The 16108-nt window shown below is 68.3% G+C and carries 13 protein-coding genes; 6 read left to right on the plus strand and 7 right to left on the minus strand.

Annotated features, from left to right (window positions below):
• The first annotated feature begins 163 nt into the window (after positions 1 to 163).
• The 5 genes from ACIQZO_RS39840 (at position 164) to ACIQZO_RS39860 (ending at position 4799) form a co-directional block, all read left to right on the plus strand.
• Positions 164 to 1864, plus strand: coding sequence for a hypothetical protein (locus ACIQZO_RS39840; RefSeq protein WP_403636221.1), 1701 nt, complete (start codon positions 164 to 166; stop codon positions 1862 to 1864).
• A 122-nt stretch (positions 1865 to 1986) separates the two neighbouring features.
• Positions 1987 to 2208, plus strand: coding sequence for a hypothetical protein (locus ACIQZO_RS39845; RefSeq protein ID WP_389818443.1), 222 nt, complete (start codon positions 1987 to 1989; stop codon positions 2206 to 2208).
• Between the two features lie 498 nt (positions 2209 to 2706).
• Positions 2707 to 3075 carry a hypothetical protein gene (locus tag ACIQZO_RS39850; RefSeq protein ID WP_403636222.1) on the plus strand — a complete coding sequence of 123 codons (369 nt, stop codon included), beginning with the start codon at positions 2707 to 2709 and terminating at the stop codon, positions 3073 to 3075.
• A gap of 36 nt (positions 3076 to 3111) precedes the next feature.
• Positions 3112 to 4359: an IS256 family transposase gene (locus tag ACIQZO_RS39855; protein WP_403636224.1), complete on the plus strand. Its 1248-nt coding sequence runs from the start codon at positions 3112 to 3114 to the stop codon at positions 4357 to 4359.
• Entirely contained in the window at positions 4356 to 4799 is a 444-nt protein-coding gene (locus ACIQZO_RS39860) for a hypothetical protein (RefSeq protein ID WP_403636225.1), read from the plus strand. The genes ACIQZO_RS39855 and ACIQZO_RS39860 overlap by 4 nt, the downstream gene beginning before the upstream one ends.
• Here the strand turns inward: ACIQZO_RS39860 and ACIQZO_RS39865 are convergent.
• The 7 genes from ACIQZO_RS39865 to ACIQZO_RS39895 all read right to left on the minus strand — a co-directional run bounded on the left by ACIQZO_RS39865 (position 4765) and on the right by ACIQZO_RS39895 (position 13837).
• Positions 4765 to 6294 carry a DUF4259 domain-containing protein gene (locus ACIQZO_RS39865; protein ID WP_403636227.1) on the minus strand — a complete coding sequence of 510 codons (1530 nt, stop codon included), beginning with the start codon at positions 6292 to 6294 and terminating at the stop codon, positions 4765 to 4767. The two genes, ACIQZO_RS39860 and ACIQZO_RS39865, sit on opposite strands and share 35 nt — an antisense overlap.
• Positions 6291 to 6716 (minus strand): hypothetical protein, encoded by a 426-nt coding sequence (locus ACIQZO_RS39870; RefSeq protein WP_403636228.1) that lies wholly within the window; start codon positions 6714 to 6716, stop codon positions 6291 to 6293. The genes ACIQZO_RS39865 and ACIQZO_RS39870 overlap by 4 nt, the downstream gene beginning before the upstream one ends.
• Positions 6717 to 6893: 177 nt before the next feature.
• Entirely contained in the window at positions 6894 to 8549 is a 1656-nt protein-coding gene (locus ACIQZO_RS39875; protein WP_403636229.1) for a TniQ family protein, read from the minus strand.
• 81 nt (positions 8550 to 8630) lie between these two features.
• Positions 8631 to 9701, minus strand: a complete 1071-nt coding sequence (locus tag ACIQZO_RS39880) for an AAA family ATPase (RefSeq protein ID WP_403636230.1) — start codon at positions 9699 to 9701, stop codon at positions 8631 to 8633.
• Positions 9698 to 12085, minus strand: coding sequence for a Mu transposase C-terminal domain-containing protein (locus ACIQZO_RS39885; protein WP_403636232.1), 2388 nt, complete (start codon positions 12083 to 12085; stop codon positions 9698 to 9700). Before ACIQZO_RS39885 ends, ACIQZO_RS39880 begins: the two co-directional genes overlap by 4 nt.
• Positions 12082 to 12612, minus strand: a complete 531-nt coding sequence (locus ACIQZO_RS39890; RefSeq protein ID WP_403636234.1) for a hypothetical protein — start codon at positions 12610 to 12612, stop codon at positions 12082 to 12084. The genes ACIQZO_RS39885 and ACIQZO_RS39890 overlap by 4 nt, the downstream gene beginning before the upstream one ends.
• A 274-nt stretch (positions 12613 to 12886) precedes the next feature.
• On the minus strand, positions 12887 to 13837 hold the full coding sequence (locus ACIQZO_RS39895; RefSeq protein ID WP_403636236.1) for a TniQ family protein: 951 nt from the start codon (positions 13835 to 13837) through the stop codon (positions 12887 to 12889).
• A gap of 186 nt (positions 13838 to 14023) precedes the next feature.
• Between ACIQZO_RS39895 and ACIQZO_RS39900 the strand changes: the two genes are divergently transcribed.
• The gene (locus tag ACIQZO_RS39900) at positions 14024 to 16072 is read left to right on the plus strand and encodes a Helicase associated domain protein (protein WP_403636237.1); all 2049 of its coding nucleotides are present in this window, start codon (positions 14024 to 14026) and stop codon (positions 16070 to 16072) included.
• Positions 16073 to 16108 lie beyond the last annotated feature (36 nt).

The following is a 16108-nucleotide window of genomic DNA, read 5'->3' on the forward strand; positions in this document are numbered from 1 at the left end:
CACGAAACTCAGCCGTGAACACCCGACGCTTCTCCGCCATGACTCTCAACTTCCCCTGCAGTCACGGACTCCACGCTACGAGGGGAGACTCACGGAGCAGATCCGGCGTCCATCAGCCGGGAGAGCCAGGCGCACAGACCGGCACGGGTCCGATAATGCCGTTATGCCTGGCAGTCGTGAGCTCGTGGAGACCAATGTCCGCATCCCGCTCTGCGCGTTGAAGGCGCTGACCGCCGTCATGGCGCGCACCGGCGCCTCCAGGGACGCGACGGTTCGCCACCTGTTGGCCGAGCATGTTCAGCGCCAGGAGCCGGCGCACCCCGAGGACAGGCTGACGCACATCTCCACCGTCCTGCGCTATCCGCGCTCGCCCCGCGGGCGCAAGCAACCGCGCGCCGGCACACCGCTGCGGCTGCGGCTGCCCGACGGCCTGGCCGACAGAGCCCGCGCGGTCTCCCTCCATCTGCCGGGGCAGTACCCCCGCGCTCACCGCGACTACCAGAGCCGGGCCCTGACCGATGCGGTGATGACTGCCATCGCCTGCGTCGAGCCGTTCACGGACGACGTCCTGGACGGTCTGCTCCCCCTTCTGCGCCACCGCGCGGCGCACAACCTGTGGCGGCTGGCCTCCGTCGCCCTGTGCACGCGTCCGGAGTTCCACCTCCTGCACGCTGCCGAGAAGCTGCGCGACGGCATGGAAGCAGGGTCTGTACAGGGCCTGGACTTCAAGCAGCAGCGGCTGCTGGACACTGTCGCGGCCCTGGAGGAAGACGTCGCCTGGCACTCCCCGGCCCGCTTCATTGTCGCGGCCAACATCGCGCGCGAACACCTCACCGGCCCCCGGGCCGAGGCGAACGAGCGGATGCTCTACGAGGAGGGCGAAGACTTCGACGACCTGTACCGCGACACCCTTCACGCCCGGGAGGAGACGCGCCAGGAGCTGCTGTGGGGCACGGCGGAATACGACTGGTCCGGACGCGGCGGGACCGCGGTCTGGCGGGCCGAACGCCAGGTGACCCTGCAGCACGTCGAGGACTGGCTGGTCGACCGCACCGGGACAGCGCCCGCACAGATGCTTGCGGCCCCGCCCGGCTGGATGCTGCTCCGCCCCGCCGCATGGACGGCCGCAGCCCCCGCCCTCACCCGGGACGGACAACTCCCGCAGCCGTTTCCCCAGTGGCTCCGCGAAGGACGCGTCCTCACCTTCCCCTACCGCAACAGCCAAGCCCTGTGGCCCCTCCAGCGCATCCAGCGCGCCCCGGGCTGGGAGCCCGTCCCCGGCATCGAGGCGCTGCTCGCCCCCGCCCGGGCCCTGCCCGCCGGGAAGGTGCTCGGCTACATCGAGGCCCTGCTCATCGAATGGAACCACCAGCTCGACCCCGAGGAGGAACCCGCCTTCGACATCGCGCTGGACACCCCCGCCGACCGGGCCCAGGAGATCGGCCTGATCACCGCCGAGGAACGCCGGGCTGCGATGGCCCAGGCACGCGAGAGGACCTTGCGCGGCCTGGACGAGGTCATCGCCCGCTTTGAGGACGACGGCATCCACACCGAGACCCTCGATTTCCTGCGAGGCGTCCGGGGCAACTTCCGCGAGTTCAAACGCCAGGCCAAGCGGATCGACACACGCGTCGCGTCCCGACTCCAGGTCACCAGGGCGCTGTGGCGGTGGCCGGGACGCTCCGCTGCGGCAGAGTTCTGCGCCGGCGCCTCCACCGGCCTCGTGCAGTGGCTGGCCGCCGCCGCCCACGAGCGGAGCGCACTGATCCTGGAGCTGGCGATGCACAAGGCGTGGCAGGACGCCTTCGACCGCTACGGCCGCAGGGACCGCGGCCCCGGCGCCTGGGGCCGCGGCCGGGTGTGACACCCACCGATACAACCGGTGCTCTTCGCTGCGCTCAACTGGATGCAGGCCGGGCAAGAACGCCCAGGCCCATGTCACCCAGCGAACCGCACGCGCACACCCGCATCAGGGGGAAGATCCGCATGACCCATCCGAACCGACCACTGATCTACTTCGTCGCCACCGGCATCAGCTTCCTTGTCCTGGCCCTGATCGGCGCCCCGTGGTGGCTGACCGCCTTTGCCTTCACCTGCTTCGCCCTCGGCCTGATCGTCACCTTCGTCCAGTCCGTCTTTCCCCAGGAATCCGAGCACCGGCTGGCCTGGTGGCGGGCCCGCTGGAACCACCAGAGGCGCCGCAGGTGACATGAGCCGGGCCCGGGGCCGGGTGTCGGTGCGGGATGCGAAGGTGGAGGCAGGGACCTGGCGCAGGAGCCGATGCGCGGCTGGCCCTCCCAACCGCAACGGCCCCGCCCCCCGGCCACGTCTACACCGAACCGGTTGGAGTGCGGGCATCGCGGCCCCGTACGGTGAAGCGGTGGTCGAACGAATACGGCGCTTCGCATAAGGCAGCGCCCACACCACCACGGGGGAGCAGATGACGAGGAACAACCCGCATGAGGCCGTCACCAGGAGTGTTGACGCACCGAACAAGCCTATCGTCCTGTTCAGCGACGAGACGTCTGCGGTGATGAGTCCCCTGCCGGGCCCGGGGCGGCACCTGCAGCCGCCACTGGAAACCCTTCTCTGGCAGGCACCACCCGCCCTGGAGGACGAGCACGACCCGAGCTGACCGCGCCCGACAGGCCGTTGGGAGCTCCGCCGCCCGCCCGTGCCGTGCCCCAGGCGTCTCGGCGGCACAGCTTGCCGTCGGAAGTTCAGGGCGCGCTGGTACTCGGCTCCGCCTGGGCTGCCTGGACCGTTTCCTCCAGCCCGGCCGTCCCGTACGACGGCTTCCTCCCCGCTTACGACCGGATGATCAGCCTCCTCAACCGCAAGAACCTCATCCTTTCGAAGAGTCCCACCTGCTTCACGCTGGCCGCCGATCAATGTGGATCAGTCCAGGCCGTGCACCGGACGGGCTCTGTTGTGAACTTCCAATGCACGACGCATCAGGCCAATCGAGTACTGCCGGGCGTCGTCGCGAGCAATGCTCAGGACCTGTGGATCGGTTCCGGGAAGGCACGCGGAGGGCGTACCTTCCCGCATGATCCCTTGAAGGTCTCCGAGTAGGCCCGCGTTCGCAGCGCGGGTCGGGAAGGTACGCCCATGCTCAGCGTAGTCACCGACGACGGCTCTACCCAGTCCGGCTCCCTGATCGACGAGATCGTCCGCGAAGGCGCCCGGCGGATGCTCGCCGCCGCGCTGGAGGCGGAAGTCAACCAGTACATAGCCGAGTTGGCTGCCGAGACCGACGAGCGCGGGCACCGCCTGGTGGTCCGCAACGGCCACCACCGGTCCCGCACCGTGGTCACAGCGGCCGGCCCAGTCGAGGTCACCGCGCCGCGGGTCAACGACCGACGCGTCGACGAGGCCACTGGCGAGCGCAAGCGGTTCTCCTCCAAGATCTTGGCCCCGTGGTGCCGCAAATCCCCGAAGATCTCCGAGGTCCTGCCGCTGCTCTACCTGCATGGACTGTCGTCCGGGGACTTCGTGCCCGCGCTGGAGCAGTTCCTCGGCGGCACCGCCGGCCTGTCCCCAGCCACCGTCACCCGGCTGACCAAGCAGTGGAGCGACGACCACGCCGCCTTCCAAAACCGGGACCTGTCCGACCGCGACTACGTCTACGTGTGGGCAGACGGCGTGCACCCGAAGGTCCGCCTCGGTCAGGCCCGCAGCTGTGTCCTGGTCCTGCTCGGCGTCCGGCTGGACGGTACAAAGGAGCTGATCGCGATCGCCGAGGGCCTGCGGGAGTCCACGGAGTCTTGGGCCGATCTACTGCGCGACTGCCGTCGCCGTGGCATGCGCGACCCCGAGCTGGTGGTCGGTGACGGTGCCATGGGCCTTTGGCGGGCGCTTGCCGAGGTGTTCCCGGCCGCACGGCCGCAGAGGTGCTGGGTTCACAAATCCCGCAACGTCACGAACTGCCTGCCCAAGTCCGCGCAGCCCGGAGCGGTGAAGGCGATGCAGGAGATCTACAACGCGGAGGACCGCGACCACGCCGAGAAGGCGATCGAGACGTTCGCGAAGACCTACGGCGCCAAGTTCCCCAAGGCCGTCGCGAAGATCACCGACGACCGGGAGGAACTGCTCGCGTTCTACGACTTCCCTGCCGAGCACTGGATCCATCTGCGCACCACGAATCCGATCGAGTCGTTCTCGACGGTGAAGCTCCGCACCAAGGTCACCCGAGGCGCGGGCAGCCCGGCGGCCGCGCTCGCGATGGTGTTCAAGCTCGTCGAGTCCGCCCAGGCCCGATGGCGCGCGATCACCGGCGCCCACCTGGTGCCTCTCGTCCGCGCCGGCGCGCGCTTCGAGAACGGCGTCTTGGTCGAGCGGTCCGAGGTGGCGGCATGAACGCCATGCTCGCGGCGCTCGAAGCGCTGACCGACCGCGACACGAACCGTCGGGATGTCGCCGCCGACACGCTCGGGGATCTCCTGCGCGGCACCGCACTCGACACCGACACCGCCCACCTGGTCGTCGGACGCCTGGTCAGCCTGGCCGTCAACGAACCGGTGACCACGGTCCGCGAGTCAGCCCTGAACGCGATCAGCGAGGCGTTCAACCACCACCGCCTGCCCCTGGACCTCGTCGAACCGCTGGCGGCCGCCATGCCGACGATGGAGCGCGAGCTCCTCGAACACGCCCTCTACATCCTCGGCGCCAGCCACGACCCGCACGCCCACCTGCTGATCGAGCCGTTCCTCCGCCACCCCAACCCACAGGTGCGCGAAGACGCCAGGCTCGCGGCAGCAGAGATCACCGCGTCGGAGGACCCCACCCACAACTCTTGACTATTGCTCGTCGTCGGCGTCCGGCGCTGCCCTGGGTCAGCATCAGGCCGGACCCGCCTATCAGGGTGGCGCTGCCCAGGCATGCCACGTCCAGAGCCAGGGCGAGCATCTCGGGGGAGATGGCGCCGGCGGTGAGGACGTGGTCACGGTAGCTGGTCATGTGCATGAGGCCGATGGGTGTGCTGTGCGTGACCTGACTCAGCAGCGAGTAGGCCGCGGACAGCCAGCCCGGCTCGGGAAAGTTTGCCCCCATGAGCAGGAGCATCTTGTCGACCGACGGCAGCCTCGTGCGGCCCTTGGTGATCGTCTCCGGTCCCTCGATGACGTGGTCGGGCATCTTCAACAACCGGGTGGCGGCTGCGAGGGCCACTCCGTTGCCGGCGAACGCGGCGATCGTGCTCTTCTTCTTAGCCCGGAATTCGTTGAAGTACTGGGCGGACCGCTGTACGAATGCGTCCTTGTTCTGCGGGTCCTGGGTCAGCCAGGCGGACCGGCCGGCCTCCTCCAGAAGCATCCGTGCGGCGAAGACCACCGTGACGGCGGCTCCTTCCTCGAAGGTGTCCATCACGGTTGCGAAGGTGGAACGGGCTCTGTAGTGCGTGAGAGCGTTCGCTAGCTTGGGAGTGCCGTGAGCCCACGGGCTGGTGATCCAACTGCGCACGAAATCCTCGTACTGGCGGGCTGCGGCGACGACCCGGCCGGCATCGAGGACGTCTGGGAGCACATCGTGATGTGCCACCAGGACCTCAGGCCGAAGGCGCCGCGCCCGCGTCTTCACCCTGACTTTCGAAGCGTTCTTCGTCAGTGGCTTGGGATCGCCCAGACCGTGTACCGCGCTTGCCGCAGTGACGACATCCTCGGTCAGTCGCATCAGCGTGCCCAGGAAGCCGGCCTGCTCGACCTCCGGCGGCCAGCACTCCGGCACAGCCGCGCACATCCCCCCTTGCCTGAGCGAGCTGCCGAAGGCCGGTGGCGAAGATCTGCAGGGCCTCGTCGGGACCGTAACTTGTGCTGAGTGGTTCACCTCCCGGCACTGTGCCGCAATGAGAGCGGCGGCAACGGCAATGGCCTCAGCTCCCTCGGGACTTTCGAGGTAGTCACGGATCTGGATAGCGCGGATCAGCGTCGATCGGACAAGGGCCTCGCGCTCGTTCTGAGCCGCTTCGTCCAAGGCGTCGGCGAAGTCCGCAGCCCTGGGGGGCCTGCACCTACGTCCGCCGCATCGGCCTCGGGGCCTGACCGACTCCTCCGGACGCTGGAGCCGGGGCCCGTACAGGGCCTCGCTAGGCCGGAGGCGAAGGCTGAGGCGGCAGCCGACGCCGAGCCCACGGCGGCGGCCGAGCCGGAGCGGACACCCGGCCCGGTATCGGAGCGGCCGACCAGGCCGCGGATCCGGGATGTCCGCGGCGGTGGTGGTGTGGACGTTGGCGCCTGCGCCCTGACAGGCGCGGTCCCAGGAATGATCGACGAGCGGGGCGCGGCGGCACTCGCTCACACGTCCGGGCTGCCGTCCTCGGACGACGAGCCTCCTCGGGAGTGCGGCGGCCGATAGGTCTTTCCGGGAGGCAGGTCGCCCCCTACGTCGCGGTGGTAGTTCTCCTGGGCTTTCGGGCTGGCCTGGCGGCCGCCGAGGTCCACTAGCGCGCCCTTCACCTGGTGCTGTGCGCGCTTCGAATCCTCGCCCGCAGGGGACTCGGGGGACCTCTTGGCATCCTCAGCACCCTCGGTTGCCCCCTGCTCCTCGCCCTGGCGGGCGGCCACGGCTGCCACGACGGCAAGGACCGCGCCGCCAGCGACGAGGATCTTCGGCCCGTTCTTCTTGACGAAGCCCTTCACCTTCTCGATGACGGGAACGGCCTGGCCGTCCTCGTGGGTGACCTGGTCCTTGACCTCGGGGGGCTCGGGGGATGTGTTCACCCGCATAGACTTACCGGGCGTGCTCTTCAGTTGTCAGGTGATTACACGACATCGCCCAGCGAGTTCGGCAGGCGAGAGTTGACTCCTGGCCGCCCGTAGCGAGGTGGGAACAACGCCGAACGACGTGTGACCGCGGAGCTGTAGTGCCGGCCTGTCTGGCCCGGCACTCCGCTTCATCTACCCGCCATCGGCGTCGTCCGCCGAGCAGGCGAACGCGGCGCCGCTGTGGGACATGGAGGCGCGGAACGCTTCGAGGAACCTTTGTTCCACCGCCGTCGCGCGAGCGCAGGCGGCGGAGAGAATGTAGTTCTGCATACTCACGCCCTCGTATCTGGCGGCGGCCGCAATCACCGCGTGCTGCTGAGGGTTGAGGAAACGTAGGTTCAGAGCGCTTGGAGACTTCTGTACAGCTGTCACCGGGGTGTCGGGTTGCTGTGCTGCACCTGTGCTCACGAAGGAGCCGTCATGCCGCTGCTCCCCATGCCGTGGGGGCTCTTGGGGAGCTGGTGCCGGGGACCGGCGCGCGGAAGTTGGCTCAACAGGAGCGGAACCAGGCATCGGCGCCAGGCGGGGCAGCTGCCCGCCGGTGTGAACGTAATCCGATTCACTGCGCCGTGGTGGGGACGAGCGCGGGAGACCGTCTTCAGCAGAGGGAGCCGGGGGACGCTCCAGGACGGATCCGGCGCCGTCCCCGGGCCGCGACCGCCCTCGCGGAGGCACCGAGGAAGGCTGCGTCTGGAAGTGGGTGAAGCGAGAGGAGAGGCAGGAGACCCTCTCCAAGGGCAGCAGCCGGTCCACGTGCTCATGGGGTTTGGTCAGCCGCAGTCGGCGATGGCGGTGCAGCTGCGTCCAACGGCCGGGCTTGACAGAGATCTTGTGCAACTTGCGCCCAGGCTTGTGAAGGGGATTGTGCTGGGTGATCCAGGCGTCAAGGGGGTCTCTCGCCTCGTCTGTACCGGTGCCCGTCCGCAGCGCCCATCCCGATGGCGCGTTCCATTGGACAAGCGTGTCCGCCAACTGCCACCACCACTCGTGCTCTTTGAGCGTGCCTGTGCGCCTCTGCCGCTCGTAGCGGCCCAGGAGACGGGCCAGCTCGACCGCTTCGGGGTAGACCACCACTGACGGCATGAAGAGCATGCCGGTGTTGCCGATGCCCTCGAGAGACTGCTGCCGTACGCGCCAGCCGGGCAGCATCCAACCCTGCTGGACCCAGGTCAGCACCGTCATGTAGGCGTCAGCGAACAGAGGCCGGCCCATCTGTCCCAACCGCTGTTCGAGAGCGAGACGACCGCGATGCGCCTTGAGGATCCATTCCATGGCATCGGCCGGTGGCCTCCAGACGTGATGCCCGGGGTGCCCGTCCTGCCACGTGCCGTGGCGAAGGCACACCTGCCACGGCATGTCAGACCAGACGAACACCTCCTGCTCGGTTCCCGGGGCCGCGGCACACGGTCTGCAGGCCCTCACCAGGTGCTGCCGTCCGCTTTCCGACGGACACCAGCGCCAGGCGGCGTACCGGTGCCGGATAGGCGGCACATGACCAAAGCGCACGGCAGGCAGCGCCCGCTGAAGTTTGTCGGCAGGATGTCCGCTCAGCACGGACAGCCGGTCGAGTGCCTTTGCGTTCAGGTACAGCTCGGCCGAACCCGGGGCCGGCAGGGCTTTGACACCTCGGCCGATCAGATGCAGGAGCTCGGTGTATTCCAGCCCGTTGGCGGTGGCCAGGCGGCCGATGTAGGAGGCGGCTGACTCCGCGTCGATGAAGCGGACCTGCTGAGGCAGGGCACGATGGAGTGGCGTGCTGCACGGCAGTGGGCCTTTGGGCAGCGTCATGCGCGGGACCCCTTCAGGGCTGGAGCGGGGCGGACGTGATCATCTTTCGTGCCGCTGGTTTCCCTTGTGGCCTCCGGGCGCTCAGCGGCTGTCGCCGCGGCCGATGCGGATGTCGTCGAGGAGCTCCCTGGTGATCGCTTCTGTGCCGGTCAGGTGCGCGGTTTCGATGGCTTCCTGGGCGGCCTGGCAGATCAGTTCGTTGAGAGAGTCGATGTAGCCGCCGGTGCGCTTGTGGAGGTAGCGGGAGAGCTTGACCAGGGTGCCGGGTTGGTGGTCGTAGAGGCGCAGGTCTTCTTCGAAGCCCTGGACGCAGCTGTGCCAGTCGTCGCCGAAGGGGATGGCGCCGGCCCACAGCACCGGAAGGTCGCTGAAGGAGGTCTTGCCCTTGATTCCGGGGGGCAGGTTCTTGCGCCGCTTGCTGTTGCGGGCGTCGTGCACGATCTCACGGGCCCCGGTGCCGCAGAAGACGAACGTTGCGCGGGTGCGGTCCTGCAGGGACTCAAAGTAGTCGAAGGCGCCGGTGATCTCGTTGTCCTGGATGCGGTCCACGCCGTCGACGAGGACCAGCTGGGTCCGGGCGTGGGCCATGACGTGGGCGACGGGCTCGGTCATGTCGGTCGGCCGGCGGGTGCGGTCGGCGGCGTTGAGGGTGTGGTTGAGGCCGAGGAACTCGGCGAAGGGCAGCGACCAGTGCAGGTTGGTCTCCCGCTCGGGCGGGACGCTGATGTAGATGACCGGGATGCGGTTGGCGTCAGGGCCCAGGTCGGCCTCGATCAGCCCCTGGAAGCCGCGCCCGATCTGGACGAGCAGGGTCGTCTTGCCGGTGCCGCGGTCCCCGTCGATGATCATGTTGGTGCTGCGGCCGGCGCTGCTGAAGCGGTTCTTGCGCAGCTGGCGTCGTGCGTCGAGCAGACCGCGGCGCAGCGCTGGAGTGACCACCGGCAGCATCTCACCGTGGTACATCAGCCGCGGGTCGCGGGGCCCGACACGGGTGCCCTTGGGAGCGCAGTCCGCGAGGTCGGGCGCTTTGAGAATGCGTGAGGCCGCGGCGTTCCAGCCCTCCCGAGTGGTCAGCAGCGGGGCCTCGATAGGCCGGGTCACGGCATGGGCGACCTCCGGGCTGAAAGTCCGGATCAGTTCTTCTCGGCTCACAGGGCTTCTCCGTCCGCTGCGTCATTGTCGGACGCGCTGCCGTGGGGGTTCGGGTTGTCGGTCATGGACTGGGTGGCAGGTTGGCTGTAGCCAAAGGCGAAGATGTCGGCCGCACTGCCGCGCAGGCTGAGCGGGTCCGCACCGGACGGACGGGACCAGTCGGTTTGCTCGTCCTCGTGGCTGTCGTCGTCGATGCTGTCGGTGACGGCATGTACAGCCGACTGCGGCTGCTCCGGAGCAGCCGGGGGCGGCGGGGGAGCGGTGTCTCCCGCGGCCAGGATGTGTTCGGCGTCCATGGCCAGTGACGGTGCCCGCACGACCATTGTCGGGTCCGGGTCGGGAACCCCTTCGTAGGGGTCGGGGACGTCCGCATCCAGGTCCAGGACGGGACCGGTGAACAGCTGCGGCACTTGTTTCGCCTGCGGGTCGGGGCCGCGCCGGGCGCGTTCCCGCAGGGCGGACACCTCACGCGCGATGCGTCGCTGGTCTTCCCTGTGGCCGCCGTCCTCCAGCACACGCAGTGTGGCCTGCTCCCAGGTCCACTGGGTCCAGGCATCACTGATCAGGCGCTGGTGGACGAACTCGCCCTCCACCCAGTCGTCGATGGTGTGGTCGTACAGCCACACCTTCCGCGGGGCGTAGGGGTTGTAGCGGATCTGCCACTTCATGCCCTGCCCGGGGATCTGGCTGTGCCGGTTCCTGTACTCCTGCAGGGCTTCGCTGTTGTAGGTGCGGTTGTCGATCGTGACGCCCTTGTCGGTCACTTTCAGCCGCTTGAACGGCAGCAGCTTGCGGTTCTCTCGGGGTGTGAGCGGCAGTGGCACGTGGCCCTCGGCGGCTACCAGCGTCGCGTACATCCGGTTCGGACTGATCGTCATCCCCGGCAGGAAGGGGCTGCGCAGTCCGTCGTGAGGCGTCTGCTGCCAGTCCAGGGCGATCCACTCGTCGAGCAGGTCCTGCAGCTCGTTCAGGCTCCACAGCGGGCCCTCGGCGACGTGCTTGCCGCGCCGGGCGAGATCGGAGCCGGTGTATCCGGCGACGTACTGCGAGAACCGCTTCTTGACCGCGCCGAAGGTGCTCTCGATGACGGCCTTGTCGGTGGCAGTGCGCGTCCGAGCCGGGCGCACGTTGATCCCGAGCAAGCGGCACACGTCGTCGAAGTGCTCGCTGTTGAAGATCTTGCCGTGGTCGACGACGATCATCCGGGGCCGGATCACCGGCCGTGCCGCAGCGCCGGCCATGCGCGGATCGCAGGCCACCAGGTCCGCATAGGGCATCTCGGAGCGCTCCGCCAGGGCCGACGGCGACCAGCCGGGCCGACCGGGCATCGGCGCCAGGGCCTGCGCCAGCATCAGCACTGCGTCGAAGGACCGGGTGCCGCGCCCGCCCAGCCGACGGCCACGGGGGCCGCGGCCAGGAACCTTCGGCACGATCATCGCGCCGATGATGGACCGCGACGCCACGTCGATCGCCGCGGTCAGCTCGACCTGCACGAGCCGGCCGTCGTCGCCGATTGCGATGATGTCCAGACCGGTGGAGTCGATCTGTACCTGTTCGCCCAGCCGGAGCGCCCACGTCGGCGTGTACGGGGGAGTGGCCCCGTTTGCCGCGTCCATCCGCCGCTGAGTCGGCCACCGCAGCGAGTCCACCGAGATACCCAGCCGCTCCAGCAGCCGGTAGAAGGTGGCACGGGAGATCATCAGCCGGTCGTACTCCTCGGGATGCTCCCGCTCCACAGCTGCCTGCAGTCGCTCGTACAGGCGGGTGCCGTGTCCGTCGGACTCGTCCCGTCCCGCCTGTACCTCGGCCTGCAGCAGCCGCACCACTCGTTCGTCCGTACGCCCCCATGGCGAGCCCGGCACGATCTCACGGACCAGGCCGAAGACGCCACGTGCCTGGTAGGCACGCCGGCGACGCTCGATCGTGCTGACCGAGGAGCTTTTGAAGCCCAGCGCTTTCAGCTCGGTGGCCTTGGCGGCGATGCGCTGGCGGACTGTGAAGCGTGCCGGATCGTAGCCGGGGCGTGGCAGTGTGCCCTCTGCGGCATCCGGTGGTACCCCGTCGTCGACCTCCCGCAGGTGACGTTCCCAGTCCCGCACCGCCGCCAGTTCGGCCTTCGACAGCGACGACAGGCCACTGGTGTCCGCCACCTGCACGGCGTCCTGCGCCTGCCCGTCTTCGTCCAGCAGGGCATAGTCGTCGGCGCCGATCACTGTCGCCACCAGGGCACGGGCGTCGTGTCCCTGCTCGTCCAGACAGCCCAGTTGCACTTCCGTGCCCTGCAGGGCGACGACCTGGTACGTATCGCCCTGCCATCGCACCCGGGCGCCCAGCGGTAGCCGATTCTGCTGCGCCGCTGCGGTCTGCGGTCCAGCCGTTGTCATCCGTTGTCCTTTGAGGAGTCGTTTCCGGTGCTGGCGGCCCATATTCGCGAGGTGGGCAGCAGCGGCAGTGTCCGGTCGAAGTCCAGCGCTCCCGTCCACAGCAAGTGCCATACGTGACCGGCTGCCTGGAGCCCCAGGCCTGCGGCGGTCGCGCCCTCCTGCAGCGGACGTGGCGCGGCGAAGACGTCCAGCAGTATCTGGCGGGCTTGGATCCCGGGGGCGAACTCGGTACCGCGGAAGTGGGCTGCGCACCGAAGCGAGGACTGCAGCACTCCTTCAGGTACCTGCAGCGGACGGATCTGCCAGTTCGCCGCAGCAGCTGCCTGACGCATCACCCATTCCTCCAGACCGGCCAGCCGGGGCACGGAGCGATGGGGGATGACGAGCCGCTGGCCATCGCGTGTGCGAGCGAAGAACGCGGGCCGGACCGTGCCTTGTCGTCCCTCATGCCGCCAGTGCAGCTCGGCGACGCCGGACTGGAAGCAGACGATGTTCGCATCGAAGTCGAGGAGCATCGCCGCGTCCATCTGGACCGTGCTGGAACACCACACAGTCAGTCCGCTCGTCGAGGAGAACCACTCAGTCAGGATGGACCGCCGTCCCCGGTAGGCACGTGGCTCGGACAGTGGGGTGCCCTCCTCGAGTGGGACGCCGCGCAAGAGACTCGGCTCATGCACAACGGTGCGACCCGCCGCACTGCGGTAGTGCACCTGGACATCCATGCCCGATGGCAGGTCCTTCTGCTCGTCCGATGTGAGTGGACCGGGCTGCTCCGGTCCGCGGGTGCCGGGACTGTTCCGGTCAGCCATAAGGGCGCTCGCAGGCCGCGAGGACATCCCATGGCACACAGGTGAGCTCGTCTACGGACTGCATGCTGCCCACCTGCTCGTGGGGAGCGGTAAGAGGCATGTACGTTCCGGGCCGCTCGTTGGGAACCGGCGCGCCGAGGAGGGGGTGCTTCGCAGCCCACACTCCGAGGACCCTGCCTATGAACAGACCGAACTGCGACGGGGCCTGCTCGGCCCACTGCGCGTAGTCCGTGGGCGTGATGCGTCCCTCGAGGCGGCGGCGCTCGACCGATGCCATCGCAGAGGCCAGTTTCACCGCGGCGGGCAGCAGGCGCAGGGGCGTGGTGCGGTCGGTGCCCAGACGCGGCAGGTGAGTCGCGTCGTGAGCGAGGACGCCGAAGGCATCGGCTATCAGGGCCCGGCCCGCTGGCCCAAGCCGCCGGACGAGGCCCTGGCGCTGGCGTTCCGCCCCCACCACGTGCGGGCCGGGGGAGAGGTCGATGAAGGGGACACTGTCATCGCGGGAATTGTCGCTGAAGCGACCATGCCGCACGCAGATATGCCACATATCTGAACATATGAGCCACACGGGTGCATCGGTCTCCCGTGCGGCGGCGCACAGGGCACACCCCCTCACCAGGAACCCGCCGTGCGGCGCCCACGGCCACCTCCACGCCGGGCCACCCCCCTCTCGCAGCAGGTGCTCGTCTCCGGTGCTGGGCAGTGCTCTGACCAGCTCCTTCACCGGCCGTGCCACCAGCGCAGCCAGGCGGTCCCGGGCGGCCCGGTTCACGTACAGCTCTGTGTAGCGCGGATCCACCTCGGGTGCGGAACGGCCACCACCGAGGCTGTCCAGCAGTCGGCCCACCGCCAGCCCATTGCGGGACGCGAGCCGTGTCAGATACGAACCCGTGGACTCCCCGACGATGAACCGGATCTGCAGTGGCAGTGGCCGTATGTGCACCAAATGCATTCCTGCTCCCGCTCGCAGACCAACCATGGTCCCGTGCCCTGTGAACTCCGCAACGACGGACTCGATATGAAACAGAGTACTTCGCTGAGACAAAGCCGAATGTGGCACTCAGCAAAGTACCTTGTCCTCAAACCCTAGACGCCCGACTCTGCAGGAACAGATCGAAGGCCGCACCTCATGAAGCGCGTTGGCATCCAGATGCGTGACCACCAGCTTGAAGCGTTCAAAGCCGCCGTGCGCGGACTGACCCACTTGCCACGCGTGACCATGTACTCCGCCACCGGAAGCGGTAAGACGCTCACTGCCATGCGAGTCGGCGAGCATTTTGCGGAGCTCGGCAACATCCTTGTTGTTGTGCCGTCACTGAACCTGATCAGCCAGACTGCATCCCACTGGGCCAGACACAGCATCATCGAGAACATGCTCGGCGTCTGCTCCCTCCCCCCGAGCCAGGCGCGCACCATCCGGCTCCCCCTGACCACTGACGCCCGCCGAATTGCCCAACACGTAGCCTCCAACACCGGACCCACGGTCGTCTTCGCCACCTACGACTCCCTGCCGCCACTCGCCCGCGCACACAAGACGCACCGCCTGCCGCCCTGGTCCATCGTGATCATCGACGAGGCGCACCGCAGCAGCGGCAGCAGCAGCAAACAGTGGACAGCCATCCACAAAGACAGCGCCATACCCGCCCGGCGGCGCTTCTACATGACCGCCACCCCCCGCACCTGGGCGCTTCCCGACCCTGAGAAGAAGCGTCGTCGACCGACCACCGGCCCGCAGACGGCGCCCGAGCCCCTCGTCTCCATGGACGACCCCACCATCTACGGCCCTGTCGTATACCGCCTCGGCCTGGCCGACGCCATTGACCGCGGCATTCTCGCCGACTACCGCATCGTCGTCCCGGTCATCAATGACGAAGAACTGCGCGAAGTACTCCAACGCCGCGGCGCCACCCAGCACATCGACGGACTGCGCCTGTCCGCTCTTCAAGTCAGCCTTCTACGCGCCATGGCCACCCACAAGGTACGCCGCGTCATCAGCTTTCACAGCCGCATTGCCAACGCCCACCAGTTCAGCCAGACCCTGCCAGCCACCGTTACCGCAGCCGCACGCAGCACCGGTATCCGCAAGCTCTGGACCTATCCCCTCCACAGTCGTCAACCCCTGAACGAGCGCAACGGCCGCCTTGCCGAGTTTGAGAACGTTCCTCTCCTCAGCAACCGCACGAGATTCCCAGGCGCCGTCGACGGCGCAGTGCTGTCCAACGTCAGGGTGCTAGGGGAAGGCGTGGACGTACCTGACGCTGATGCGGTCCTGTTCGCTGACCCCAAGAGCAGCCCCTCCGACATCATCCAAGCCCTCGGCCGTGCGCTCCGCCAGCCACCCGGATCCGGCAAAGTCGCCCTTCTGATCATCCCCATCTACGTCGGCCGTCGGCAGACCACAGAGAAGGCTCTCGAATCATCCGAGTTCAAGATCCTGTGGGAGGTACTCAACGGCTTGCGTGACCATGACACCAAAGTCTGGCGGCGCCTCGGCAGCGCCTCAGAGCCCGCCAACCTGAAGGAGTCGCTTCCTCCAGCGCCCGAGCGAGCCGCCGAGATCGCCCCCCTCACCAGCCTGCGATCCCACGAGGTCGACACCCGCGTATGGGCAACAGGGTGGGCCGCCGCCGTCGGATACTACGAACGCCACCAGCACCTCAACGTCCCCAGCGAATACGTAGACCTCTCCGGCTACCCCCTCGGCCTCTGGATCGGTCAACAGCGCTCCCTCTACGCCAACGGCAGCCTCGCACCCGACCGTGCCCTGGCCCTGTCCACCCTCCACATCGCCTGGCCACACCCGCCGGGCAGCTTCGAAGACCGCCTCGCACAAGCCGTCACCTTCGCCGACGCCCACGGCACTCTCGCCCTGTCCACGACACCCAGCAGCAGCGACGGCCCCCTGTTCCGTTGGCTCAACCGCCAAAGAGCCCTACATGACAGCGGTCGCATGCACACCGCTCGCCTGGACGCCCTCACCGCCGTCGACCCTTGGTGGAACCCACCCTGGGGTATCGACTGGCAGCACGACTACACCCATGTCTGCCTGCACGCCGCCCTACGTGGTAGCGCCGGCCTCGCCCCCGCACCCAACTCTGGCGAAGACCCCCAAACGTGGTTGGGTGCAGATCTTGTGAGGGTGCCTCGTTGGGGTGATCCGCAGGGGTTTGTGATGTGACGGTGCGGAGCGGTCTCTACCGTCGGCGAGGTGAGC

It is taken from the genome of Streptomyces sp. NPDC097617, from assembly GCF_044761485.1.
GTDB lineage: Bacteria > Actinomycetota > Actinomycetes > Streptomycetales > Streptomycetaceae > Streptomyces.